Below are 24,495 nucleotides of genomic sequence, written 5' to 3'. Positions count from 1 at the left end.
AACGGCAGGAAGTGAGGAATCGCCGCTAGAAGACTAAGCTCAACTTAACATATAGGACAACATAGACTGATTGTCTCGCCGCGATACCTGACGTTCAATAACCGCCTGAAGCGGGAGATTGCGCTATGGCCCTAGCCGCCGCACCCACAAGGGACGTTACTGATATCGCCACGCGCTATGAGCGGGACGGCTACTACTTTCCGCTCGAGGTCATGAGCCCAAGCGAGGCGATGGCTCATCGCGCCGAGCTGGACAGCCTGCAGGAGCGCATCGAGAAGGAGAAGCTGGGCAACAAAGGCCAGCTCAACTTCGGCCACATCATCTTTCCGTTCGCCGACCAGATCGCCCGGCACCCGCGCATTCTGGACGCGGTCGAGACCATTCTGGGCCCCGACATCCTGGCCTGGGGATCGACCTTCTTCATCAAAGATGCACACAGCCCGTCCTATGTCAGCTGGCATCAGGATCTCCGTTACTGGGGTCTGGACAGCGAGGATCAGGTTTCCGTCTGGGTCGCGCTGGGACCGGTGACCGAAGCTCACGGCTGCATGCGCTTCGTGCCGGGCTCGCACAAGGGAAAGATGCTGGCCCATCGCGACACCTTCGCCGGCGACAACTTCCTGACCCGCGGCCAGGAAGCCGAAGTCGAGATCGACGAGAGCGACACTGTGATGGTCGAGCTGGAGCCGGGACAGGCGTCGCTGCACCACGGCAAGCTCCTGCACGCGTCCGGCCCCAACAACACGGACGAACGGCGCGTCGGACTGGTGATCAATTACATCGCCCCGCATGTCCGGCAGATCGTCGCCAACGAAGACTTCGCCTCGCTGGTGCGCGGCGAGGACCGCTTCGGCCACTTCCAGCACATCCCCGCGCCCACCAGCAACTTCTCCGACGAAGGCATGGCGTGGCACCGCCGCGTCCGGGGCGCGCAGAACGAAGCACTCTACGATGGCGCCGGCGTCGACGAGACGTAGTGGATGAGGGCGTCAGCGCCGGCCCAGCAGACCGCAAGCGCTCCAATGCAAAAGAGCCCCCGGCGCCTTGGCACCGGGGGCTCTTCTAGCCTCCTAGCAACTTGCCCCGCTAGGCCGATTCATCGTTCCACTTGAACTCCTGGATCTGCCAGATGTAGCCGTTCGGCGTGATCACCGGATCGAGCGTGTCGCGATACATGACGCCGTTCGGCGGGAACATCAGGAAGACGTAAGCGCCGGTGTCCTCCATGATCTCCTGCATACGGACATAGATGTCGTGGCGTTTGCCTTCGTCGGTCTCGCCAAGACCGGCCGCGAACAACTCGTCGAACTCAGGATCGGACCAGCGTTCCCAGTTCCACACGCCGACCTGGTCGGAGATGTACCACTGGGTCATCTGGCTGGGATCGGGCGAGTCCAGATAGGACATGATCCACAGCTCCAGATCCTTCCAGTCTTCGCCTTCGGACTCGAGCCCGAGGTTCCAGAATGGACCGGCATCCAGCGGCACAACTTCAACCTCCAGACCGACATCGGCCAAGTTCGCCTGGATGATCTGGGCGGCCGCCATACGGTCGGCCAAGTTGATCGTCTTCAGCGTAATCTTGGTGCCTTCCGCACCCGCCTCGGCGATCAGTTCACGCGCCTTGTCGGGATCGGGCGTTGAGAACTTGCCCTCGGTGCGGTGACCGATCAGACCCGGCGGCACGATACCATGGGCGCGCGTGCCGACACCGGCCCAGGCACCCTGGATGATGGTGTCGACGTCGATGGCATGCTGAATCGCCTGACGGACACGGATGTCCTGCAGGTTCGGATGGTCGGTGTTCATGCCCATCCAGTACCACTGGGTACCGGAGAACGCCTTGACCACGCCACCTTCCGGCGGTGCTTCCAGAAGCCGAGGGATGGCGTCGACGGCAATGTTGGTAATGTCGATCTCGTCAGCCTCGAACGCGATTTCCGCCGTCTTCTCGTCATCGATGATGATAAACTTGACGTCACCGATGCCCGGCGGCGTGCCACCCCAGTTCGGGTTCGGCTCCAACGTGTAATTCTGCTTTTGCACCCACTCTTTGACTCGGTAATAGCCGCAGTAGAAGTCGAACATGCCGTCGTACTTGCCGCCGGCCGCCTCGACCGCGACCTTCGACACGATGGTGCCTGTGCCGTCACAGATCCAGGTCAGCCAGATCGGCGCGAACGGCTGGTTGAGATGGATGGTGCCGGCATGCGTGCCCGTTACTTCGACATGGTCAAGCGCAACAGCCTTGTCCTTCCACTCGGACTCCTGCATGCGCTCCAGCGAGTACTTGACGTCTTCGGCGTTCAGCTCGCCAATCTCTTCGTGGGTCGTGCCGTTGTACCACATGATACCCGGCTTCAGTTCGAAGGTGATCGTCTGGGCGTCGACCTGCTCCAGCGACGTGACGAATTCGCTGGGTTCCCAGCCCCATTCGTCCGGGCTGTTGGTGTACTTGGCCAAGCGCGCCAGGCAGGCGTACTGCAGGACCATTTCGAAGCCGCCGATCATGTAGCCGGGATCGGTCGACAGAATGGCGCGGTTGCTACGGACCCTCAGCTGCTTCGACGACTGCGCCCAGGCGCTGTTGGGGTCGAGCAGACCGTCGACCAGGCCGGCGGCCGCGACAGATCCAGCCGACGCCTGCATCAGACGACGACGTGACAGGTTTAACTTGCTCATCAATGCCTCCCAGACATTTTCGTTTTGCAGTTGGAAAACTGGACTGTTGTCCGAAATCCTCACAGTCTTTGGGGCGGCACGTCAAGTTGCGAAACTGCCTCACAAATCACGTCGGCAAAAGGAGACCCCCGGCGCCGAAACGCCGGGGGCATCAGAGAACGTTCGCTTTTCGATTTGGCTTACGCGGATTCGTCCTTCCACTTGAAGTCCTGGATGTACCAAAGATAGCCGTTTGGCCTGATCGACGGTTCGAGATCGGCGCGATACATGACGCCGAGCGGCGGGAACATCAGCCAGACATAAGCGCCGGTATCCTCCATGATCTCCTGCATCCGGACATACATGTCATGGCGCTTGCCCTCGTCGGTCTCGCCTAGACCGGCCGCGAATAGCTCGTCGAACTCGGGATCGGACCAGCGTTCCCAGTTCCACACGCCAACCTGATCGGAGATGTACCACTGGGCCATTTGGCTGGGGTCCGGTGAATCGCCGTATTGCATGATCCACATTTCCAGATCCTTCCAGTCCTCGCCCTCCGTTTCGAGGCCGAGATTCCAGAACGGTCCGGCATCCATCGGCACGATTTCGACTTCAAGGCCGATATCGGCGAGGTTCGCCTGGATGATCTGCGCGGCGGCCATGCGGTCGGCCAGATTGATTGTCTTCAAGGTGATCTTGGTACCTTCAGCGCCGGCCTCGGCGATCAGCTCACGCGCCTTGTCGGGATCGGGTGTGGCAAACTTGCCGCTCTCGCGAAAGCCGATCAGACCCGGCGGCACGATGCCGTAGGCCCTGGTCGGCACACCGGCCCAGGCGCCCTGGATGATGGTATCGACGTCGACCGCGTGTTGGATGGCCTGTCGCACACGGATATCCTGCAGATTCGGGTGATCGACGTTCAGCCCCATCCAATACCATTGGGTGCCGTCATAGACCTTGACGATGGCGTCTTCCGGCGGGTCCTCCTGCAAGCGTGGGATGGCATCGATGGCGATATGGGTGATGTCGATCTCACCGGCCTCGAACGCGATCTCCGCCGTCTTCTCATCGTCAATGATGATGAACCTGACGTCATCAATGCCGGGCGGCGTTCCCGTCCAGTGCGGGTTGGGCTCCAACGAATAGCTCTGCTTTTGCACCCATTCGGAGACACGATAGGGTCCGCAGTAGAAGTTAAAGATGCCGTCATAGGTGCCGCCGGCCGCCTCGACGGCCTTCTTCGAGACGATCGTGCCGGTGCCGTCGCAGATCCAGGTGTACCAGATCGGCGCGAACGGCTGGTTCAGGTGAATGGTGCCGGAATGGGTGCCCGTCACCTCAACATGATCAAGCGCGACGGCCTTGTCCTTCCACTCGGACTCGCCCATGCGCTCCAGCGAGAACTTCACATCCTCGGCATCCAGTTCGCCGATCTCGTCGCCGGTCGTGCTGTCGTACCACATGATTCCGGACTTCAGCTCGAACGTGATGGTCTGGGCGTCGACCTGCTCCAGCGAGGTCACGAACTCGCTGGGTTTCCAACCCCATTCGTTGCCCTCGGTATAGCTTGCCAAGCGGGCGAGGCAGGCGAACTGCAACACCATCTCGAAGCCGCCGACCATGTAGCCGGGATCGGTCGAGACGATAGCGCGATTGGTGCGGATTCTAAGCGGCCTGTTCGACTGGGCCCAGGCGCTTGTTGGATCGAGCAACCCCTCGACAAAACCGGCTGCCGCGACCGATCCGGCGGTTGCCTGCATGAGATGACGGCGTGAAAGGTGTGTTCTCGTCATAGGTGCCTCCCCGACACGGTGTTCTAGTTGTCTGAAATCCTCACAGGCTGGCCCTGTCCCGTCAAGAAAGCGATGACGCGCAGTCAGGTACCATCCCTTGAGACCCGTTCATCCCAGCTGCGCGTCCACGTCCTGACGCCGCGATCAAAGGCCTCTGCCCGGCTGGTCAGTACAAAATCCGTTTCGGTTACGGACAGCGCGAAGACGGTCTCGACCCGGGTATCGTAGTCGTCGTCGCGTTTGATCGAGATCGCATAGCTGACCTCCGCGCGGGCGGATAGCGGGTCGTCCTCGCGGATCGTATAGCGTTCATGCCCGCCTCCGGAATAGGTCACGCCGATATCGCGCAACGTGTGCTCACCTCGATCCTTGACCATCTCGACGGTCGTCTCGCCCGATACGAAGTCGCGGGCCATGCGCCGTGCGCGGTGATAGGGCCGATGGGTCGTGACCGCCATGGGCGCGGCCGTCTCCGGCTTGGCAAACGGCTTCAACTTCTTGTCGCCCGGCTGCTTGGGACGCACCGGCAGATCGAGCGTGCTGGCACCGCTGAAGACGGTCAACGTGACCTGATCCGGCGACGGCAGTACGTGCGGCCAGCAGTTCGTCTGCACCGTCAGCCGAATGCGGTGGCCGCGCGGGAAGACATGGGCGATGTCATTGAGCTGCACGTTGACGCGGTAGCGCTTGCCGGGCTCCAGCGGTGTCGGTGTCTCATCACTGTCGCGGTGGGTCAGGTTCAAGAGGCCGTAGGTCACGCGCGTCGAAGCGCCGTCCGGCGCGACGTCATTGAGGCGCACATAGACGAATGCCTGAGGCCGGTCGGATGCAAGTTCCAACTCGACCATCGGCGCACCGAGGATTTCCGTCCGGCTGCCAAGCGGTGGCGTGTCGAACGACAACGACCGGCCGTCCTCCTCGCGCTGGTCGGACGGCATCTCGGCCTCGTACCCATAGGGACACCAGTCCGCATGAATCGCGCCGGCGATCAGTTCCGAACGATGGGCCATCGCCTGTTCGCGTTTCGCCTTGGTATCGAGCGCGCCGGGATTGAGGTGATAACGGCGCGGCGTGACGCTGGCGCTGGGCCATGCATCCTCGGCGATCCAGCGGCCGGGCCTCTCGTTATAGAACGTCCGGGGCGGCACGCTCTCCTGCATCCAGATGCGCAGCTTAGGCTCATCCATCATGCCGGTGTCCTGACCCTTCAGCCAATGGTCCCACCAGCGCACGAGGTCCTGCAGCCCACCGATCGACGGCTCCGGTTTCGCCTTCCACGGATAGGCATGGGACCACGGCCCGACCAGCGCCTTGGCCGGTGCCTTGAGGCCCGCCATCAGGCGGAAGATCGCGTTGGTGTAGCCGTCGGCCCAGCCGCCGACCGCATAGACCGCCGCTTTGATGGCGCCGTAGTCCTCGCAAACGGACCCGTGCTTCCAGAAGGCGTCGCGTCGCTGGTGGCGCATCCAGTTCAAAACCAGATTGGGTGCGGCCTCCAGGCGGTCGCGCCACATGTCGCGCCAGCGATCCCCGACGATCAGCGGATCGGGTGGACGCATCGCGAAGCTTGACATGGTGGCGCCCCAGTTGACGTTCTCGCTGATCAGGCAGCCGCCCTGGTAATGCACGTCGTCGGCGTAGCGGTCGTCGGTCGAACAGACCGAATAGATCGCCTTCAGCGCGGGCGGTTGCAGCGCGGCGACCTGCAGGCAGTTAAAGCCGCCCCAACTGATCCCCATCATGCCGACGGCGCCCGTGCACCAGGACTGTTCCGCCAGCCACTGGATGACATGATAGCCGTCGTCGAGTTCCTGGGCCGAGTACTCGTCGTCGAACAGGCCTTCGCTGTCGCCGTTGCCGCGCAGGTCGCAGCGCACGGCCGCATAGCCGTGTCCGGCCATGTAGGGATGGTGCAGCGCGTCACCCATCGCGGTGAAATCGCGCTTGCGATAGGGGATGAATTCCAGCACCGCCGGCACCGGATCGGTCTCGGCGTCTTCAGGCAGCCAGATCCGCGCGGCTAGCTTGGTGCCGTCGGGCATCGGGATCCAGACGTTTTCGATCTCGCGCACCCGGCGCGGAAACCGCGTGACAACCTTGGCCATGGCAGACCCTCCCCTTGCGATAACGCATCACGACATGGTTCCACGTCATACTGCAACCGGATAGTTGGCGCGTCAGGGACAGCGAAAACTGATTCTGTGCACGCGGGGCACATGACTTCATACTGCCCACGCGCAGCGCGGGGGGCGCCCAGCATGAGCGACGCAAAGCGGAAGCACCCCAAAGGGCTTTACGTCTTGTTCCTGACCGAAATGTGGGAGCGTTTCGGTTTCTACACGCTTGCCGGTCTTTTTGTCCTTTACATGACCCAGGACCTCAAGGTCTCGGACGCCCAGGCAGCGCTTCTGTTCGGTGCGTTCGCATCGATTCTCTACGTCACGCCATTGATCGGCGGCTATCTTGCCGACCGGCTGATGGGTTTCCGAAGCGCCATCATGTTGGGCGCTTTGATTATGGGCGCTGGATACCTCTCGCTCGCCATCGGCGAGGCAAGTCTCATTCCCGTTTCACTCGCTGTACTTATTGTCGGCAACGGGTTCTTCAAACCGAACACCAGCGCTCTACTGGGTCATCTCTACGACGATGACGACCCACGTCTGGAAAGCGGCTTCACGATCTTTTACTTGGGCATCAATGTCGGCTCGTTCACAGCCTTCCTGATTTCCGGCTGGATAGCCACACAGGTCGGCTACAACTGGGCTTTTGGTCTGGCCGGCATCGGCAAGCTGATCGCCTTCCTGACTTTCGTTATCGGTCAGCGATGGCTTAACGATGTCGGCCATGCGCCGCATCCGGAGGTCCTCAAGGAACGGCATTTCGGCATTCCCGTGTTTGGCCTGATCGCGATCGGATCTGTCGCGGTGGCCGCCATCGCCGCGTTTTTCATGATCCACGATGTCGTCGCCGGCGAGGTGCTTGCCGTTGTCGGTGTCCTTGCCTTCGCCTACTTCATCTACGCAGGCTGGCGCGAAGGCCGAAGTGTCAGGCGTCGGATCATCGCCCTTGCGATCCTTTCAGCCTTTTCGATCGTGTTTTGGGCCGTCTACATGGAGGTCGACTCATCGTTCATGCTGTTTGTCGAACGCAGCGTCGACCGAACTATGTTCGACCTGACTATTCCGCCGACGGCCTTTCAGGCTTTCAACCCACTCTTCATCCTGTCGATGGGAATGCCGCTGGCGGCATTGTGGATCTGGCTTGGCAAGCGCGGCAGCAATCCGTCGATCCCACTGAAATTCGTCATGGGTCTGATCTTTCTCGGCGCCGCCTTTTTTGTCCTGGTGCTCGGGATCGCAACGTCGACGGACCGGGTGCCATGGGAGTGGCTGATCCTTTTCTTCTTCCTGTTTACGGCCGGCGAGATGGTGTTGTCGCCGGTCGGTCTTGCCATGGTGTCGGATCTCGCGCCTCGAAACCTGACCGGCCTCGCCATGGGCATCTGGTATCTCGCGACGGCGGGCGGATTGTATATGAGTGGCGTCTTGGCGGACTTCGCGGCCGTACCGAAAGACACAAAGTCGGCCGCAACCAACGATATCTACGCGAGCGGATTCAGCACCTATGGCTGGATCGGTGTGGCCAGCGGTTTGTTGCTGCTGGTGATGGTGCCATGGTTGAAACGACTGATCGGCAAGAACGTGAAAGCGTTCTAGAGCGCCTTCGTCAATTCAACGATGTCGACCTGCAGCCCGCCGCGTGTTCTGTAAGGCCTGCGACGAACGTTGCGGTAACCGCGCGCTTCATAGAACGGCAGTCCACTCAGACTGGCTTCGATGCGAATGGTCGTGTGGCCGCCGGCCGCAATGGCGGCTTCAGCGCGCTCCAGAAGCAGACTGCCAAGGCCACAGCGCGCCCAATCAGGATGCACATAGAACCCGACAACCTCATCGTCCTTGAATGAGGTGAAGCCGGCCAGCGCTTGGTCAGTGACCGCTTCGGCAACCAGAAAATCCTCTTCCTTCATCGCTCTGCCGTAACCTCCCGGCGTCAGACCGGATGCCCAGTCCTCCAGTTCCTCAGCCGAATAGAAACCCTGACCCAAGGACAGGATTGAGGCGTGGTGCAGCGCGAGGAGCGCCGTGCCGTCATCGGGCACACCCGCGCGCAGGCGAACCACACGTCCATCGTTCAGTGTGATCGCCTCGCCCGACACCGGACTAGACTTGACGTTGGCCGACGATCCGGCCTGGTCCCGCGCCGGTGTGGCGGCCGGCCTGCCAGACCGAGACACCGTTGACGAACACGTGGTCAATGCCTGCCGCCGGCTGTTCGGGTTCCATGAACGTCGCGGTATCGGCGATCGTCGCAGGATTAAAGGCGACAAGGTCTGCGTAGGCACCAACGGCGACAGACCCGCGATCGGTCAGGCCGAACCGTTCCGCGGAGAGCCCGCTCATGCGATGGATCGCGTCTTCCATGGTCATCAGGTCGAGGTCACGGGCGTAATGCCCGAGCACGCGGGGGAACGTGCCCCACAGTCGCGGATGGGGATGGGGGTTCATTGGAATACCGTCCGAGCCGATGATGACGCCCTGATGGGTCATCAGCCGTTTGACGTTTTCCTCGTCACGCCCGAAATAGATCGCGCCGCCAGGTGCCAGACGCTTCGCCGCATCGATCACGTCGGTGTCCCACTCGTCCGCGATCTCGTGCAGATACTTGCCGTTCATTTCAGGATGCGGCTTTGACCAGGTCACCAGCGCCTTCGTTCGTTTCATCACGAACTCCGGCAGGATTGACGTGCTGCTGGCCTCATAAGGGTAAGCATCGACCACGACGTCCTGGTGTTCGCGCGCGGTCTCGTACCAGGAAAGCGCTTCGGAACAGATGCCGGGATTGTCGTCGGTGTGGCAGTGGAAATGGGAGACGATCACCGGGAGCTTGGCCTCGCGGCCGATCTGCATCGCCTCGTCCATGGAGCTCCGCGCATCCGCCGCATAGCTGCGCATATGGGTCGCGTAAACGCCGCCCTTCTCGCCGGCCACTTCGGCGAGGCGAATGATCTCCGGTGTCTCACTCATGCGGGCCGGCGGATACTCAAGCCCGGTGGACAGACCGACCGCGCCGGAGTCCATGGCCTCGCCGACCTTGGAGCGCATCACCTCTACCTCGTCGTCGGTCGCCGGGCGTTGTGTGTCGTCCATGTTCGCCACGCGCAGTGTGCCGTGGCCGACCAGAAGCGCGGCGTTGGTCGATGGTTGCTGGCGCGTTAGATCGTCGACAAACGCGGCGAAGGTCGGATAGCGAAACGCGCTGAAATCGCCGACCAGATCGAGCGGCTCCATCGGCCGCTCGGTCGCGACGAACGGCGCCAGGCTGATACCGCAATTGCCGGCCACCACGGTCGTCACGCCCTGGCTGATCTTGGGTGTCATGTCGCTGGCATCGCGCAGCATGCGGTCATCATGGGTGTGGACGTCGATGAAACCGGGCGCGACGATACGGTCCGTCGCATCGATCACGGTTTCGGCCGCCGCGTCGGCGAGGTCACCGATTGCCGCGATGCGGTCGTCGTCGATCGCCACGTCGGCTCGGTAGCGATTGCGGCCCGTGCCATCGATGACCCAGCCGCCTTTGATGACAACGCCGTGCTCCGCCATGAGATCTCTCCTTTCGCTGCGCCGACTTTATGGGCCACACACCGGACGGTCCAGCGCTGGCGCAGGTAGGGCGAGACAAGCTAGTCTTCGCCGGCATGGAGCTTAGAGCGTGATCAATCAGGGCATCGGTGCGGCGGTCCGGCGCAAGGAGGACCGGCGTTTCATCACCGGGCGCGGGCGCTATACCGGCGACCGCCCGGTAGCCGGTCAACTGCACGCGGCTTTTCTGCGCTCGCCTTACGCCCATGCCGGCGTCCAGATCAATGCGATCGACGACGCGCTTGCCGCACCGGGCGTGGTGGCCGTTCTGACCGGCGCTGATATGGCGGCCGACGGCTTGCGTGCGATCCCGATCAACTGGACGCTGCATGACGCCGACGGCTCGGCCATGTTCGTGCCGCCCCATGTGGCGCTGGCCGACGATGTCGTGCGTTTTGTCGGCGAACCCTACGCGGTCGTCATCGCCGAGACCATCGATCAGGCCAAGGACGCGGCTGAGCGGGTCGACGTCGAGTTCGACGAACGCCCGGCGATCGCGAACCTGGCGGCCGCCCGCGCGCCCGGCGCACATGCGGTCTGGCCGGATGCGCCCGACAACATCGGCCTGCGTTGGACGAACGGCGACAAAGCCGCCACCGACGACCTGTTCGCCCGGGCCGCTCACATCACGAAACTCGACCTGGTGAACACACGGCTTGCACCGACCCCGGTCGAGCCACGCATCGCCATCGGTTCCGTCGAGGCGGACGGCCGTCTGCTTTTGACTTGCGCGACGCAACTGCCCCATGAGCTCCGCCGTATGCTGGCCACTGATGTCTTCGGCATTCCGGAGACCGATCTGCGCGTCATCGCGCCCGATGTCGGCGGCGGCTTCGGCATGAAGTGCTACATCTATCCCGACGAGGTCACCGTCCTTTGGGCGGCCCGACGCCTGGGCAGAACCGTGCGCTGGACCAGCGATCGGAGCGAGGCCTTTCTGGCCGATCATCACGGCCGCGACCATCTGACCCACGCCGAACTGGCACTCGACGAGACCGGTCGGTTTCTGGCCATGCGTGTCGAGACGGCGGCGAATATGGGCGCTTACCTGTCGCAGCATGCGTCCGCCGTGCCGACGGTCTATTCGACCTATGTGCTGCCCGGTCCCTATCGCTTCGAGGCAGTCCACGCCGAGATCCACACGACCTTCACCCACACGGTACCGATTGACGCCTATCGAGGCGCCGGGCGGTCGGAAGCGGTCTATGTCACCGAACGCCTGGTCGATCAGGCAGCGCGCGAACTCGCCCGCGACCCCGCCGACCTGCGGCGCCAGAACATGGTGGCCCCCGCCGACCTGCCCTATGTGACGGCGGTCGGCTCAAATTTTGATAGCGGCGACCCGCCGGCGCTGCTCAACCACGCCCTCAAACTCGCCAATCACGACGAGCTCGAGGCGCGGCGCGCGGCGTCACGCGCCGCAAACCGCTATCGCGGCTTCGGTCTCAGTGCCTATGCGGCATCGTGCGGCAACTGCTCGTCGGCACGCGACGAACGCGCGGGCATCGATACCGGCAGTTGGGAGAGCGCGCGGCTGCGCCTGCACCCGACCGGATCGGCGACGCTGTTTCTGGGTACCCATAGCCACGGCCAAAGCCACGAAACGGTGTTTGCGCAGATCGTCGCCGAACGGCTGGGCCTGGATCTCAATCAGGTCGAGGTTGTGTTCGGTGATACCGATCGCGTTCAGCAAGGGCTCGGTTCCTTCTTTTCCCGCTCCGCCGTCATCGCCGGGCCGGCGGTGCTGAACGCGACGGACCGGGTTCTGGACAAGGCCAAGCAGATCGCCGCGCACATGCTGGAAGCCTCGGCCGCCGACATCGAGCTATGCGACGGCGCGTTCCGCATTGCCGGCACCGACCGCGAGGTCGCGTTTAATGACGTCGCCACACAGGCCTATGTGCCCACTGACTTTCCCCACGACACGCTGGAGCCGGGCCTCGAAGAAGCGTGTTTCTACGACCCCAAGGATTTCACCTGGCCTATGGGCGTCCATGTCGCCGAAGTCGAGATCGATGCGGCGACCGGCCTGGTGCGGCTCGAGCGTTACATCGCCGTCGACGATGTCGGTCAGGCGATCAACCCAATGGTGGTCGAAGGCCAGGTGCAGGGCGGCGCTGTCCAGGGCATCGGTCAAGCCTTGTGGGAAGAGGTCATCTACGATCCCGATACCGGCCAGTTGCTGACCGGATCGCCCATGGACTACGGCCTGCCCCGCGCCGACCGTTTGCCGGACCTTACCAGCGACCTACAGCCGACCATGACCGCGACCAACGCGCTCGGCGCCAAAGGCGCCGGCGAGGTCGGCACGATCGCCGCGCCGGCTGCCGTCATGAACGCTGTGATCGATGCGTTGGCCCCGCTCGGCATCTATGCGATCGACATGCCGGCGACACCGGACAAGGTGTGGCGGGCAATCAAGCAAGCGACGGGCTAACCAGGACGGTGTGAGCTGCACCTAGAGACTGTGGTACTGACCGTCGACCCAGCGGGTCTTGGGTGTTGAGAGCCTGACGCGGTGCATCAACCGTGGACCGTCGATCTCTGAGGGATCGGACGCACTGTGCAACACCAGCGTATTGATCCAGGCGACAAAGTCGCCTTCCTGCCATTGATGCTCGTAGCGGATCTCCGGTCCGGCGCTCGGCCTCAATGCCCGTGCGAGAAGATCGATGGTCTCGTCGACGCCGTGACGCATGGCGCCGGATTCGATGTCCACCAGGTGTACCGATCGGCCGGGCGTGATGTAGAGCGACGCCTCACCCGTATCCGGGTGAACGCGAATGCAGCGATGCCGTCCACCATCGTCTGCATGCTCGGGCAGAAGATCGAAATCGCGCAGGCCGGCTGCCATATCATCGGAGTCGGCCGCAAAACCGACCCGGCGCGTCCCTTCCTCCACCATACAGGATGCGCTTGGCACGACGCGCCGCGCCTCGTCCGGTTTGTCGTCGTTGGGGCAGCGGGCATAGGCCACAGAGCATCGAGAGAGTTCGGCTACGAGATCCGGGTCCATACGTTCGACCGCGCGCACGCCGGAGGTGAAGTAGGTCGCGCCGCCGCCTTGGGTTTGCCAGCCCACCGGATTGTACATCGTGGTCATCTCCGGCAAGCCATCGAACATGTCGTGCAGACCGTCGGCATGCCAGGCGGCATTGGTGAATCCCAGAACGGGCTTTAGCTGCGTGTTGCGGATGCCGTGATAGTCGTCGAGTTTGACGTTGCCCAGCACCGAGACCTCCGGCCATTCGGGAAGCTGCGCGCCGCCGCTGACACGATGCTCAGTCGTCGGCGCGCCGAAGCCGAAGAGATAGGCGCCATTGGGATCGTGCCAGCCGAAAGCCTGGTTGAAGGCGACTTCGTCGCGCGGCGTCATCCCGCCTTGATCGCGAAACACCAAGACACCGTGCTTCAGCAGACCATCTCTGATGGTCTCGATGTCCTGTGCGCTTAGCCCCTGTGAGAGATCGACGCCATGGCATTGCGCGAAAGGCTGCGTCTCAGCGCACGCGGGTATGGCTGAAAAGGATATCGGCATGACGCAGCTCCTGACGCCGTCACCACGGACCATACCTTGCGCCTGCGGTGACCCCACGTTCAACCCATTCCAGCGCCCAATCGAGCTGGACCGCCACTGCTCCTCAAACCTGGTGCAGCTTGCCGCCGTCAAAAAACTGTCCGGCGGCGTAGAGTAAGGGCGGCCGCTCAAAGTGCCCCACGGCCACAAGGCGCGCGATGAACATGGTGTGCGTCGAAGCCTGGATGCGTTCGGTGAGCTCTGCTTCCAGCCAGGCCGCCACCCCTTCAAGCAACGGAGAGCCGAATGGTCCCGACGTCCATGGCACGGCCGCGAACTTATCCGGAGCCTTGCTCGCGAAGCGTTTGGCGACGTCCACCTGATCGGCTGCCAGGACGTTAACGGCGAGATGGTCGCGCGCGAAGAGGGAGTCGTAGCTTGACGAGGTCTTCTGAACGCAAACGATGATCATCGGCGGATCGAGCGACAAACTGGAGAACGCATTGACCACCAGTCCACGAGGCTCCGACCCGTCCGACGTCGTGACAACGGTGACGCCGGTGACGAACTTGTGGTGAAAGCTCTTGACCTGATCGATTGTTAGTTCAGAGGTCGTCATGCCGCGTCCTAAGCGTCGCGCGTGCTACGCAACGAGTGGATACCAAGGGTCGAGAGTATGTCTCTGGAGTCCCACGTCTCGATCTCTTCGACGATCAGCCCGTCTCGCTTGCGAAAGAACGACGATCCGGAAGTCTCAATGGGTTTTCCCGTAGGGGGAACATCTCTGAACCTGCCCAGATGCGTGCCGACGCTGCTCCAGAGAACGGCAAGCTCGTCGTCTGTTTCCACGATACGCTCGATGGTCGTCGTCATATCGGGGAACGACTCGCGTACCGTCGAGATCGCTGATTTCATGCCGGTGCGATCAAGGGTTCGCTTGTCAAACAGGCTCGTCCGCACGTATTCCGGCGCGAAGACCTCATCGAGCGCGTCCACATCCCCGTTGTTCCACGCCCTGTCCCAGGCCAGCCCTAGCCGTTCGCTCATGCTCCGCTCTTGCATCAAGGTCTCCTTCCCACCGGTATCTGGCAGGCGCGCTATCGACGACATCTTGAGCGACCCCCGGATCGAAGACCGATCAGGGTGCCGCCATGTCGACGGTCAGGATGGTGACGCCGCCGGTCGCAAAGTTGGCGAGATCGTCCACCGCCGCCTGGCCCTCTGGCGAAGCGAGCGACGCGTCCAGGTCCTCCTGGTTGGCGTAGGACAGAATCGCGATGAGATGATAGTCGACGGAGGGTTCGCTTGACACGACGGGTCCGCTGCTGGCCTCGAACGAGACGAGGTGCGGCATCTTGGCGACCAGCGGCATGTGCGTGTCACTGTAGTGCCGGTCGAACGCGGCAGCGTCGTCGGGTTGGCCGTAACAGACAAGAACGCGTTTCATGACAACAGCTCCATATGATCGGGCGAAGGGTATCTCTGGCGGCAACGATAAGCCGCTGGCTGGCGCCTCTGGTCAACGACAGCAACAAGAGCCAGTGGGTTCCGTACGAGGGGTGCGACCCACACCAGCTTATCAAGCATGTCCGTTAACCCGCGGGATGACCTCCGCGCCCATCAGCTCGAACGATTTCTTGATGTCTTCATGAGGCACGCCGTCGACCCTGAGCAGGACCTCGTCGATACCGCGCGATTCCAGATCCTTAAGCCGCGCGACAAAGTCCTCGGGTGTACCGATCATGACCGACGGGGTTTCGGTCAACAGAAAGTCGATGTTGCCGAGGTTTTCGACGGCAGCCTGCATGTACTCGTTGAGGTATTCGTAGGATCCCGCTTTGCCAAGCGGCGCGTAGATGCTGACGATGAATTCGTAGTAACCCAGCGCCACGTCGCGCGCGATCCTGACGGCTTCCTCGCGGGTCTCAGCGCAAAACGCTGTCGCGACATAAAGCCCCATGTGTTCGGTGCGCCGGGGGCCCATGCTGGTGCCCTTGGCGAGGCCTTGGCGGTAGCCTTCGATACACTGCTGCAGATAATCGAAACCGAAGTAACTCTCGAAACACAGCGCGCCGATGCCGCGCTCGCCGGCGTTGACGTGGCTGTCGACGCTTGATGCGGCCACCGAGAGCGGCGGATGCGGTTTCTGAATGCAGTGCGGCACGATCTCGCGCGGCGGAATTTTCCAGACCGGTCCGTCATGCTCCAGGACGTCGTCGGAGAGCGCCTTGACGATGACCTCAATCGAATCGGCCCATTGGGTCCGCGTCTCCTTGGGATCGACGCCGAAAGCTTCCAGCGTCGTCAGGTTGTTCGAACGCGCGGTCGCCAGTTCGGCGCGGCCCTTCGAAACGATGTCCAGAGTCGCCAGCCGCTCGGCGACCAGGATCGGATGGTTCCACTGCAGAAGCACTGCGCACATGATCCTGAGTTTGATCTGCTCGGTATGGCGCGCGACGGCGGCGTAGAGCACCTCGGGCGCCGAAACGGCGAACCGCGGCGGGCTGAAATGCTGCTCCGACGTGCCCCAACAGGAAAAGCCGTTGCGGTCGGCGATGGCGACCTCCTCGATCATTTCCTCATAACGCTGGGCGCAATCAACGCCGGGCATCAACTCGCCTTCCTGCAACAATCCGACTTTCATCGCCTATTCCCTCACGCCAACCGAATTTCGTGCCGTGCAGCACTTGGATGATCGTATTTCGCATAATTTACTGGAGTCAATGACCGATTTCGCAGAAACTGTAACCAAGGCGGTCGTGAACGACAATGTGCCGTTGCGACGACAATGATGCGGGGGAAGCATGGCGCTGTACCGAGGCATGACGGGCGACGAGCTGGAAGCCCAATACAATCTGCGGGCCCGCCGGCCCGATTTCGACGACGTCGTCGCCGGTTGGCTGGAGCGCTGTGCCGCCTTTCGCGAGGCTTCCGGCGCCCAATGCGATATCGCCTATGGCCCGGGCGAGCGCGAGACGTTCGACCTGTTTCCGGCCCGCGAACCAACCGGCGCCCTGCTGATCTACATCCATGGCGGCTATTGGCAGCGCGGCGACAAGGGGATGTACAGCTTCGTCGCCGAGCCGTTTCTCGAGAACGGGGTCACGGTCGCTGTGCTGAACTACAATCTCTGCCCGTCAGTCCGACTCGGCGAGATAGCGCCGCAGATCCGCCGCGCGGTGATCTCGCTTCACGCCTCAGCCGGCGACCATGGCTATGACGGCAACCAGCTCTACGTCATGGGCCACTCGGCCGGCGGTCATCTGACGGCCATGATGATGGCGACCGATTGGCCGGCGCACGATAGCGGACTGCCCGCTGATCTGGTGAAAGCGGGCGTGCCCATCTCGGCCCTGTTCGAACTGGAGCCCCTGGTCCACACCTCGATCAACGAAGGCCCACGGATGGATGTCGAGGAAGCGATCAGGGAAAGCCCGATGTTCATGGCGCCGGCCACCGACGCGCCGCAGCTTGTCGTGGTCGGCGGCGCCGAGACGCCGGAGTTTCATCGCCAATCCGACGACTACTGCGAGAAGTATCGGACCGACGGCCGCCGCATCGATCGTTACAGCGTGCCCGATGCCGATCACTTCGACGAACTGAACCGATTGGCGGAGGCCGACAGCGAGTTCTTCCGCCGCTCGATCGCGCTGATTCGCGATGGCTGACCTTGCTCTCAATCTGCCCAGCGGCGGCGCCGGCCAGTTCCTGGCTCACGTGTCCGATCTCTCCGACACAGACCGCGCGATCGTCTTGCTTTTGCAGGAGGACGGCCGGCGCGCCTACGCCAACATCGCGCGCGAGATCGGCATAACCGAACGCACGGTTCGTCATCGTGTGCGTGACCTGTTGGACCGTGGCGTCATCCAGATCACCGCTGTTACCAACCCGGTGGCGCTTGGCTATAACGCCGCGGCTCTGATCGGCCTGACCACCGACCCTGCGGTGCCGGCATCCGACATCGCACTATCGCTGGTCGACATCGAGGCGGTCGATTATGTGGTCGTCGCGGCGGGACGCTATACGCTGTTCGCCGAGGTGATATGCCGCGACATGGCAGCACTCCAGGACATTATTGAAAAGCAGATAGGACCGATCGACGGCATCCGCGCGATCGAGAGTTTTCCCTATCTCTCTCTGCACTATCAGCTGGCGCGGTTCGACGCGGCACGGCGCAAGAGCCCGCAGGAGGCTGGCGTCAGGCCGCGCCAACTAAACGAAACCGACCGGCAGATCGTGCGCGCCTTAAGCGATGACGGACGCGCGCCACTTCAGTCGATCGCCGACACGCTCGGCATTTCGGAGACACAGGTGCGCAACCGGGTTAACGAGATGACGGCGGCCGGCGTCATGAATGTCATCGCGATCGTCAACCCGATCAGCTTTGCCTATACGACCATGGCCTGGGTTGCCGTTCGTGTTGCGTCCAGCCACAAGGTGATCGATGTCGCGGGCGCGCTCTCCGACCTCCCGCACATCACCTATGTCACGATCTGCACCGGTCGCGCCGACATCTTCGCAGAGGTCGCCTGCGTCTCACCGGATGAACTGCGCCGCGTGCTCGATGACGACATCAGGCAGTTGCCCGGTGTCGGCGAGATCGAGGTCTCGATCTATCAGGCGCTCCACTACAAACGCCTGACGCCGTTCAGAGGTTGAGACGCTAATCCCGGTAAGACGGGTCTTCTTTATCCAGCAGGCGGACCAGCGCCGGCCATTCGTGCACGCCAGGTTCGAAGTGGCTGTACTGATCGGCCGCCTGTTTCCAGACCTTGGGATCGGGCATGTGCAGCTTGCGGCCGGTCGCGAGCGCCTGGAGTTGCACCTTGCAGGCGCGGTTCAGGTAATGCATCAGAATGAACGCCTCGCCCGCCGTTGCGCCGCAGGTGATGAGACCATGGTTGCGCATGATCATGACCTTCTTGTCGCCCAGGCTTCTGGCAAGGCGCTCTCGCTCGTCCATGTCGACCGACAGGCCTTCCCATTCGTGATAGGCGACATTCTTCCATAGCATCGCCGCGTCCTGGGTCAGCGGCAGCAGGCCCTCGTGCAGCGCGGTGACCGCGAGCGCTTCTTCTGCGTGCGTGTGGAAGATGACGTGGATGTCGGGGCGCGCCTGATGGATGGCGCTGTGAATGACAAAACCGGTCACGTTCACATCATCCGGCCCGTCCAGAACGTTGCCTTCGCGATCGACCTTGATCAGGTTCGACGCGGTGATTTCGTCATAGCGCAACCCCATGCGGTTCAGCAGGAAGTGATCGTCCGTGCCCGGGATCTTGGCCGTGATGTGGTTCCAGATGATGTCGGAGAACCCGAAGCGATCGGCCAGACGGTAACAGGCGGCAAGATCGAGCCTTGCCTGCCACTCGGCTTCCGACCAGCGGGTTGACGTACCGCCAACGGCCTTGATCGCCATGACATCCTCCATGAATAATTCTGCACTATTACATGGTATAGCCAGTTGCTTCGTCAATCGGGAGAACACCTATGAGCCGCGCCAGCAGCGCCATCGACCAGCAACGCCTGTGGGACCGACACATGGCGATCGCAAAGTTTGGCGCCACCGGGCGCGGCGGCGTCAATCGCCAGGCGCTGACCGAAGAGGATGGCCAGGCGCGCGCCGCATTGGCCGGCTGGGCGACGGCTCGTGGTTTTGATCTTTATGTCGATGACGCCGCGAACCTCTTTGTGCGTCGCAACGGCACCGACGCCGACGCACCAGCCGTTCTTTCCGGCAGTCATTTGGACACCCAACCTGCCGGCGGCAACTTCGACGGTATCTTTGGCGTGCTCTCGGCCTTCGAAGTTCTGGAGGCGCTGGACGATGCGGGGATCAGCCACAAACACCCGATCGAGGCTGTCGTCTGGACCAACGAGGAGGGCTGCCGTTATGCGCCCGGCTGTACTGGATCCATGGTGTTCTCGGGCAAGCACAGTATCGATGAGTTCCTCGACAACACCGCGCCGGACGGCTCGGTGCTGCGCGACGATCTCGCCCGCACCATCGCCATGACGCCCGATGCCGCTCACCGCGCGCCCGGCATTCCCGTCGCCGGCTATATCGAGACCCATATCGAGCAGGGTCCGCGCCTGGAGGCCGAAGGCCTGACCGTCGGCGCCGTTACCGGCATCCAGGGCGGCAGCTCGTTCGAGGTCGTCGTAACCGGCGAGGATGGCCATGCCGGCACCGTGCCGCTGAAACAGCGCCGCGACGCCTTCCGTTCGGCCGTGGCCATGATCGACGCGCTCTACAAGGAAACGGCGGACCCTCAGGACACCGTGCGGTTTACCGTCGGCCGCTTCCAGGCCTATCCGGGCTCACCCAACACGATTCCGGGCGAGGTGCGCTTCACCATCGACTTCCGCCATCCAGACGCCGCCTATTTCGCCGCGACCGTCGCGCGAATCCCCGAGATCTGCCAAGCCAACGCAGGCCCGTGCGATGTCACGGTCAGCAAACGGCATGTCGGCGAGCCGGCCGATTTCGACGAGACGGTCATCGCCAGCATCGAACGCATCGCGGGCGAGCTCGACATCCCCGCCATGCGCATGTCGTCCGGCGCCGATCATGACGCCAAGCTGATGGTGCCGCTGTGTCCGACCGGCATGATCTTCGTGCCGTGTCTGCGCGGCATCAGCCATAACGAAGCCGAAAGGGCGGACGCCGCGGATCTCGCCGCAGGCGCGCGTGTTTTGGCTGACGCGCTTGTGGAGATGGCGAACGGTTAAGTCTAGCTGGTATCACCAGCCCACTCCCCCGCCCGACCACCCATGGCAGCATCCTCGGGGTGGTCTCGGCGAAAATGCCTCTCGGCGTTTTGTCCCGGACGGCGGGGGAATGGGCCGGTGCCGCAGCGAACAATCGTCACCGCATGGCCGATCCGCCGTTGACGCCCCAGGCCTGGCCGGTGGTGAAACTGCCTGCCTTGCCAGCAAGCGCCAGGGCAGCAGCGGCGATCTCGTCGGGCTGGCCCAGGCGGCGTAGCGGTATGTCGGTCTCGCGCGCCATCAGTTCCGGCGTCATCTCGTCCATCAGCAAGGGCGTTTCGACCGGTCCGGGACAGATGGCATTGACCAGGATATCGGGCGCGAACTCCTCGGCCCAGACGCGCACCAGCCCCAGGGCACCGGCCTTCGACGCGCAATAGGCCGACCGTTCCGGCCAGCTGAAAAAGGCGTGGTCGGACGCTATGACGATGATACGTCCGGTACCGCGCGCCGACATGGCGCGGATCGCTTCGCGCCCGGTCAAGAAGACGCCGGTCAGGTTCACAGCAATGACTCGGTTCCAGTCGTCGGCCGACGTCTGCAAGAGCGGAACGTCCGACGGGATGCCGGCGCTGGCGACGGCAATGTCGAACCCGCCCAAGGTCTCGACCGCGCCCGCCACGCCGTCGACGACCGATTGTTCGTCGCTGACGTCCATTGTCACCGCCAGGGCCTTGCCACCGACATCGGCGATCCGGCGTTCGGTCTCAGCCGTGTCGCCTATATCCGCCAGCGCCACTGCCGCGCCCTCGCCCGCGAACGCCACGGCGATTGCCTGACCGATACCCGACGCAGCGCCCGTCACAAGGGCGGCTTTGCCCTCCAGAAAACCCGTCATCTCGCACAAACCCTCCATTCATTCACTCTGGACGCCGACTTGGCGTTGGGCGCATCCTACGCAGGAACCGCGTGCTGAAAAGAGGTCCGCCATGACACCCGACGCCATTATGGCCTGCGCGCCCCGCGTGCTGACCCAAAACCAGCGCGAAACCTACTTCGAGAACGGCTACCTGCTGGTTGAAAACGTGATCCCCGCCGACGTGATCGATGGGATCAACGCGGTGACGGCTCGCATGGTCGAGAGAAGCCGCACCTTGACGGCCTCAGACGACCACATCGATATCGGACCCGGCCACAACGCCGATCACCCGGTGGTGCGCCGGTTGACCGCGCCCGACGCTATGGACGGGATCTATTGGGATTTCGCCAACGGCATCATCGCCGATATCGCCGCCGACCTGCTGGGCCCGGACGTGACCTTCAACCACTCCAAACTGAACTTCAAATGGTCCGACGGGCGCGATGCCGTGAAGTGGCACCAGGACATCCCGTTTTATCCGCACACCAACTACAACGTGCTCGCGATCGGCACCTATCTGGCCGATGTCGCCATGGAGGACGGGCCGCTGGGCGTCATCCCCGGCAGCCACAAGGGCCCGATCTTCGAACACTTCGACGAGCGCGGCATCTGGACCGGCGCGCTGCGTGACGGCGATATCGCGACGCTGGCGACGGATAGCGCCGCTTATCTGCCCGGACCCAAGGGATCGATCACCATCCACCACAGCCGCGCGGTGCACGGTTCCAAACCGACGACCCAGGCGAACGGCCGGCCGCTTTTGATCAACGCCTATGCGGCCGCGGACGCGTTTCCCTATACCTCGCCCAAATCGTCTTACTCTCAACACTACCGCGACTTCGTACGCGGCGAGCCGGCGACCTGGGCGCACCACGATCCCGAGCCGTGCCCGATCCCGCCGGACTGGTCGGGCGGCTATACGTCGATCTATGCCTATCAATCGGGCGAGGACGCCAAACCGACGCCGCGCGATCCGGGCGTTCGCCTGAGCGCTTAAGGCGATCTCGGTCTAGTTGGCATCACCGGCCCACGCGAGCGGAACGTTACCTAGATGTTACTCCGCCGCGGAGGGCACGGTCCGGCTGCGCCAGACCGTCGTTTCGTTGCCCCAGTCGGGGTCGCGCGGAATGAGGAGCGAGAGCGCCAGGGATCCGGCGGCCAGACCGGCGCCGATCAGGAACACCACAGACGGGTTGTAGAGCCAGACAAAGCCGAGCGCCGCCGGCAGGCCGACCGCGGCAATGTGGTTGATGGTGAAGGAGACACCGGCGGTCGACGCGATCTCGGCAGGATCGGCGATCTTGCGGAAGTAGCTCTTGATCGCGATGGCGAGCGCAAAGAACAGGTGATCGATGATGTAGAGGCCGGCCGCCATCCAGCCGACCTCGACAAAGGCGTAAGCCGTGAAGACGCCGATCAGGCCGACATACTCCAGCACCAGCGCCGGGCGCTCGCCCCAGCGTTTGATCAGATTGCCGACCTTCGGCGCGATCCAGATCGAGATGAGGCAGTTCACCAGGAACAGCAGCGTGATCATCTCGGCGTCGTAATGGAACTTCTCGACCATCATGAAGGCAGCGAACACCATGAAGATCTGGCGGCGCGCGCCCGACATGAACTCCAGCGCGTAGTAGAGCCAGTAGCGCTTGCGCAGGACGATCGACATGTTCTGGTAGGACGAGGTCTTGAAGTGCGGGAAGGCGAACCAAGCAAACACGGCGACGCCCATCACGGCGACGCCGGCGATGAAGTAGACCCAGACAAACGCCATGTCGAACACGCTGAGCGCAACGTAGACCAGCCCGAAGGTGACCAGCGAAGCGAACGATGCCGCCGCCGCCATGCGGCCCAGCACGACCGGCAGTTCCTTGGACTCCGTCCACTGCATGGCAAGCGCCTGCTCCATGGTCGCGAGATAGTGGAACCCCGTCGACATGATGACTGTCGTGAAATAGAGCCCCCATACAGTCGGGAAGAAGCCTGTCAGGGCGACGCCCAGGCCCATCACCGCCAGCGACAGGACCGCAAAGGTCTGCTGCTTCCAGATCAGCAGCATGAAGACGACGGTGAAGGCGAGGAAGCCAGGCACCTCGCGCAGCGACTGCAGAATGCCGATCTCGCGCCCGGTGAAGTCGGCCTGCTCGATCGAAAAGTTGTTGAGCAGCACCGCCCACGCCTCGAAGGCCAGCGGTAGGGAGGCGGCGAACAGCAGCAGCAAGATCTGTGGGCTGCGCCAGCCCTGGTCCAAGACGCCGTGCCAGTCGCGCAGAAGGGGTTTGAGAAATCGCATGGGGGTCTATGTAGACGTTTCGGCTTTGCCCGTCCTGCTATAGACTGACATTCGATGACGCAAAACGGTCACCTTAATCGGCCCATACGGGCGGGCAGCCGCTTCCTGACCGATCCCGATCCAGGCGCAATACTTGATCCCGGCCGCCCGGTGCTGGGTTACGCCCGAGACAGCGGCCCCGATGAGACCGGCTGGCATAGCCATTGTCGCGCCCAGTTGTTGTTCGCCATCGAGGGCGTCATGACCGTCAGCACCCGCGACGGCACTTGGGTGGTGCCGCCGCAGCAGGCGGTCTGGGTGCCGGCCGGAACCGAACACGACGTCCTGTTCATGCAGGATATCGCAATGCGCTCGCTCTACCTCGACCCGACGGTCGTCGGTGGGCTGCCGGAGACATGCTGCGTCGTCAGTGTGTCGCCGCTGCTGCGCGAACTGATCATGCGCGCGATTGAGATCGGCCTGGACTATCCTCCGGACGGCTCCCAGGCGCGCCTGATGGCGGTGATCCCCGACGAGCTCTCGCGGCTTGATCCCGAACCGCTGCATCTGCCGCTGCCGGCCGATCCCCGGCTGCGCACCGTGACCGATGCGCTGATCGCCGATCCCAGCGACGGGCGCGACCTGAAGGCCTGGGCAAGAACCGCCGGCGCCAGCGAGCGAACGCTCGCTCGACTCTTCGTCAAGGAGACCGGCATGACCTTCGGCACTTGGCGACAGCGCCGCCGCCTGCTCGCCGCGATCGGCCGGCTGGCGGAAGGCAGGCCGGTAACGTCGGTTGCCTATGACCTCGGCTATGACAGTCCGAGCGCCTTCATTACCATGTTCCGCCGGACGCTCGGGGCGACACCCGGCCGCTATCTGCAGCATGCGGCAAACCCGGTCGACGAACCTTCGCTCTGAAG

General features: G+C 63.0%; 21 protein-coding genes. 8 read left to right on the top strand and 13 right to left on the bottom strand.

Annotation, left to right across the window (positions count from 1 at the left end):
* Positions 1-125 precede the first annotated feature (125 nt).
* A complete protein-coding gene (locus tag AAF563_08700) occupies positions 126-977 on the top strand; it encodes a phytanoyl-CoA dioxygenase family protein (GenBank protein ID MEM7121339.1) in 852 nt (283 codons plus the stop codon).
* Positions 978-1,086: 109 nt separating this feature from the next.
* On the opposite strand, the gene AAF563_08695 is transcribed toward AAF563_08700, so the two are convergent.
* The 3 genes from AAF563_08695 to AAF563_08685 all read right to left on the bottom strand — a co-directional run bounded on the left by AAF563_08695 (position 1,087) and on the right by AAF563_08685 (position 6,559).
* Positions 1,087-2,682 carry an ABC transporter substrate-binding protein gene (locus AAF563_08695; protein MEM7121338.1) on the bottom strand — a complete coding sequence of 532 codons (1,596 nt, stop codon included), beginning with the start codon at positions 2,680-2,682 and terminating at the stop codon, positions 1,087-1,089.
* 179 nt (positions 2,683-2,861) lie between these two features.
* Complete coding sequence (locus AAF563_08690; protein MEM7121337.1) at positions 2,862-4,454, bottom strand: ABC transporter substrate-binding protein; 1,593 nt, start codon at positions 4,452-4,454, stop codon at positions 2,862-2,864.
* 83 nt (positions 4,455-4,537) lie between these two features.
* Positions 4,538-6,559: a CocE/NonD family hydrolase gene (locus tag AAF563_08685; GenBank protein MEM7121336.1), complete on the bottom strand. Its 2,022-nt coding sequence runs from the start codon at positions 6,557-6,559 to the stop codon at positions 4,538-4,540.
* Between the two features lie 153 nt (positions 6,560-6,712).
* Here AAF563_08685 and AAF563_08680 point away from each other — a divergent pair, with 153 nt between their 5' ends.
* The gene (locus tag AAF563_08680) at positions 6,713-8,170 is read left to right on the top strand and encodes a peptide MFS transporter (protein MEM7121335.1); all 1,458 of its coding nucleotides are present in this window, start codon (positions 6,713-6,715) and stop codon (positions 8,168-8,170) included.
* Here AAF563_08680 and AAF563_08675 read toward each other — a convergent pair.
* Positions 8,167-8,634: a GNAT family N-acetyltransferase gene (locus AAF563_08675; GenBank protein ID MEM7121334.1), complete on the bottom strand. Its 468-nt coding sequence runs from the start codon at positions 8,632-8,634 to the stop codon at positions 8,167-8,169. The genes AAF563_08680 and AAF563_08675 overlap by 4 nt on opposite strands.
* Before the next feature lie 40 nt (positions 8,635-8,674).
* Complete coding sequence (locus AAF563_08670; GenBank protein ID MEM7121333.1) at positions 8,675-10,117, bottom strand: D-aminoacylase; 1,443 nt, start codon at positions 10,115-10,117, stop codon at positions 8,675-8,677.
* 109 nt (positions 10,118-10,226) lie between these two features.
* Here AAF563_08670 and AAF563_08665 point away from each other — a divergent pair, with 109 nt between their 5' ends.
* Positions 10,227-12,593, top strand: a complete 2,367-nt coding sequence (locus AAF563_08665; protein ID MEM7121332.1) for a xanthine dehydrogenase family protein molybdopterin-binding subunit — start codon at positions 10,227-10,229, stop codon at positions 12,591-12,593.
* Between the two features lie 21 nt (positions 12,594-12,614).
* On the opposite strand, the gene AAF563_08660 is transcribed toward AAF563_08665, so the two are convergent.
* From AAF563_08660 to AAF563_08640, 5 genes are all read right to left on the bottom strand, one after another.
* On the bottom strand, positions 12,615-13,694 hold the full coding sequence (locus tag AAF563_08660; GenBank protein ID MEM7121331.1) for a TauD/TfdA family dioxygenase: 1,080 nt from the start codon (positions 13,692-13,694) through the stop codon (positions 12,615-12,617).
* 103 nt (positions 13,695-13,797) lie between these two features.
* On the bottom strand, positions 13,798-14,292 hold the full coding sequence (locus tag AAF563_08655; GenBank protein MEM7121330.1) for a flavin reductase family protein: 495 nt from the start codon (positions 14,290-14,292) through the stop codon (positions 13,798-13,800).
* Positions 14,293-14,300: 8 nt separating this feature from the next.
* On the bottom strand, positions 14,301-14,720 hold the full coding sequence (locus AAF563_08650) for an ester cyclase (protein ID MEM7121329.1): 420 nt from the start codon (positions 14,718-14,720) through the stop codon (positions 14,301-14,303).
* Between the two features lie 91 nt (positions 14,721-14,811).
* Entirely contained in the window at positions 14,812-15,120 is a 309-nt protein-coding gene (locus AAF563_08645) for an EthD family reductase (protein MEM7121328.1), read from the bottom strand.
* A gap of 132 nt (positions 15,121-15,252) precedes the next feature.
* Positions 15,253-16,317, bottom strand: coding sequence for an LLM class flavin-dependent oxidoreductase (locus AAF563_08640; protein MEM7121327.1), 1,065 nt, complete (start codon positions 16,315-16,317; stop codon positions 15,253-15,255).
* A gap of 160 nt (positions 16,318-16,477) precedes the next feature.
* On the opposite strand from AAF563_08640, the gene AAF563_08635 reads away from it, so the two are divergent.
* Complete coding sequence (locus AAF563_08635) at positions 16,478-17,341, top strand: alpha/beta hydrolase (protein ID MEM7121326.1); 864 nt, start codon at positions 16,478-16,480, stop codon at positions 17,339-17,341.
* Complete coding sequence (locus AAF563_08630; protein ID MEM7121325.1) at positions 17,334-18,332, top strand: Lrp/AsnC family transcriptional regulator; 999 nt, start codon at positions 17,334-17,336, stop codon at positions 18,330-18,332. The genes AAF563_08635 and AAF563_08630 overlap by 8 nt, the downstream gene beginning before the upstream one ends.
* A 4-nt stretch (positions 18,333-18,336) precedes the next feature.
* On the opposite strand, the gene AAF563_08625 is transcribed toward AAF563_08630, so the two are convergent.
* Positions 18,337-19,092, bottom strand: a complete 756-nt coding sequence (locus tag AAF563_08625; GenBank protein MEM7121324.1) for a class II aldolase/adducin family protein — start codon at positions 19,090-19,092, stop codon at positions 18,337-18,339.
* A gap of 71 nt (positions 19,093-19,163) precedes the next feature.
* Between AAF563_08625 and AAF563_08620 the strand changes: the two genes are divergently transcribed.
* Positions 19,164-20,405 (top strand): hydantoinase/carbamoylase family amidase, encoded by a 1,242-nt coding sequence (locus tag AAF563_08620; GenBank protein MEM7121323.1) that lies wholly within the window; start codon positions 19,164-19,166, stop codon positions 20,403-20,405.
* 136 nt (positions 20,406-20,541) lie between these two features.
* On the opposite strand, the gene AAF563_08615 is transcribed toward AAF563_08620, so the two are convergent.
* Positions 20,542-21,282: an SDR family oxidoreductase gene (locus AAF563_08615; GenBank protein ID MEM7121322.1), complete on the bottom strand. Its 741-nt coding sequence runs from the start codon at positions 21,280-21,282 to the stop codon at positions 20,542-20,544.
* Between the two features lie 91 nt (positions 21,283-21,373).
* Between AAF563_08615 and AAF563_08610 the strand changes: the two genes are divergently transcribed.
* A complete protein-coding gene (locus tag AAF563_08610; protein MEM7121321.1) occupies positions 21,374-22,300 on the top strand; it encodes a phytanoyl-CoA dioxygenase family protein in 927 nt (308 codons plus the stop codon).
* A 57-nt stretch (positions 22,301-22,357) separates the two neighbouring features.
* Here the strand turns inward: AAF563_08610 and AAF563_08605 are convergent, their stop codons facing one another.
* Positions 22,358-23,593 carry an MFS transporter gene (locus AAF563_08605; protein ID MEM7121320.1) on the bottom strand — a complete coding sequence of 412 codons (1,236 nt, stop codon included), beginning with the start codon at positions 23,591-23,593 and terminating at the stop codon, positions 22,358-22,360.
* Positions 23,594-23,647: 54 nt separating this feature from the next.
* On the opposite strand from AAF563_08605, the gene AAF563_08600 reads away from it, so the two are divergent.
* On the top strand, positions 23,648-24,493 hold the full coding sequence (locus tag AAF563_08600; protein ID MEM7121319.1) for a helix-turn-helix transcriptional regulator: 846 nt from the start codon (positions 23,648-23,650) through the stop codon (positions 24,491-24,493).
* The last annotated feature ends 2 nt before the right edge of the window (positions 24,494-24,495 follow it).

The organism is Pseudomonadota bacterium (assembly GCA_039028155.1).
GTDB lineage: Bacteria > Pseudomonadota > Alphaproteobacteria > SP197 > SP197 > JANQGO01.
The sequence above is the reverse complement of the archived record's forward strand: the minus strand, read 5'-3'. Positions and strand labels throughout refer to the sequence as shown.

Excerpts from the sequence above, each read along its gene's own strand:
- AAF563_08610 (MEM7121321.1), top strand. The coding sequence starts at position 21,374 with ATGACACCCGACGCCATTATGGCCTGCGCGCCCCGCGTGCTGACCCAA.
- AAF563_08615 (MEM7121322.1), bottom strand. The coding sequence starts at position 21,282 with ATGACGGGTTTTCTGGAGGGCAAAGCCGCCCTTGTGACGGGCGCTGCG.
- AAF563_08680 (MEM7121335.1), top strand. The coding sequence starts at position 6,713 with ATGAGCGACGCAAAGCGGAAGCACCCCAAAGGGCTTTACGTCTTGTTC.
- AAF563_08645 (MEM7121328.1), bottom strand. The coding sequence starts at position 15,120 with ATGAAACGCGTTCTTGTCTGTTACGGCCAACCCGACGACGCTGCCGCG.
- AAF563_08605 (MEM7121320.1), bottom strand. The coding sequence starts at position 23,593 with ATGCGATTTCTCAAACCCCTTCTGCGCGACTGGCACGGCGTCTTGGAC.
- AAF563_08670 (MEM7121333.1), bottom strand. The coding sequence starts at position 10,117 with ATGGCGGAGCACGGCGTTGTCATCAAAGGCGGCTGGGTCATCGATGGC.
- AAF563_08600 (MEM7121319.1), top strand. The coding sequence starts at position 23,648 with ATGACGCAAAACGGTCACCTTAATCGGCCCATACGGGCGGGCAGCCGC.
- AAF563_08640 (MEM7121327.1), bottom strand. The coding sequence starts at position 16,317 with ATGAAAGTCGGATTGTTGCAGGAAGGCGAGTTGATGCCCGGCGTTGAT.
- AAF563_08690 (MEM7121337.1), bottom strand. The coding sequence starts at position 4,454 with ATGACGAGAACACACCTTTCACGCCGTCATCTCATGCAGGCAACCGCC.
- AAF563_08625 (MEM7121324.1), bottom strand. The coding sequence starts at position 19,092 with ATGGCGATCAAGGCCGTTGGCGGTACGTCAACCCGCTGGTCGGAAGCC.
- AAF563_08685 (MEM7121336.1), bottom strand. The coding sequence starts at position 6,559 with ATGGCCAAGGTTGTCACGCGGTTTCCGCGCCGGGTGCGCGAGATCGAA.
- AAF563_08650 (MEM7121329.1), bottom strand. The coding sequence starts at position 14,720 with ATGAGCGAACGGCTAGGGCTGGCCTGGGACAGGGCGTGGAACAACGGG.
- AAF563_08620 (MEM7121323.1), top strand. The coding sequence starts at position 19,164 with ATGAGCCGCGCCAGCAGCGCCATCGACCAGCAACGCCTGTGGGACCGA.
- AAF563_08660 (MEM7121331.1), bottom strand. The coding sequence starts at position 13,694 with ATGCCGATATCCTTTTCAGCCATACCCGCGTGCGCTGAGACGCAGCCT.
- AAF563_08695 (MEM7121338.1), bottom strand. The coding sequence starts at position 2,682 with ATGAGCAAGTTAAACCTGTCACGTCGTCGTCTGATGCAGGCGTCGGCT.
- AAF563_08630 (MEM7121325.1), top strand. The coding sequence starts at position 17,334 with ATGGCTGACCTTGCTCTCAATCTGCCCAGCGGCGGCGCCGGCCAGTTC.
- AAF563_08700 (MEM7121339.1), top strand. The coding sequence starts at position 126 with ATGGCCCTAGCCGCCGCACCCACAAGGGACGTTACTGATATCGCCACG.
- AAF563_08655 (MEM7121330.1), bottom strand. The coding sequence starts at position 14,292 with ATGACGACCTCTGAACTAACAATCGATCAGGTCAAGAGCTTTCACCAC.
- AAF563_08635 (MEM7121326.1), top strand. The coding sequence starts at position 16,478 with ATGGCGCTGTACCGAGGCATGACGGGCGACGAGCTGGAAGCCCAATAC.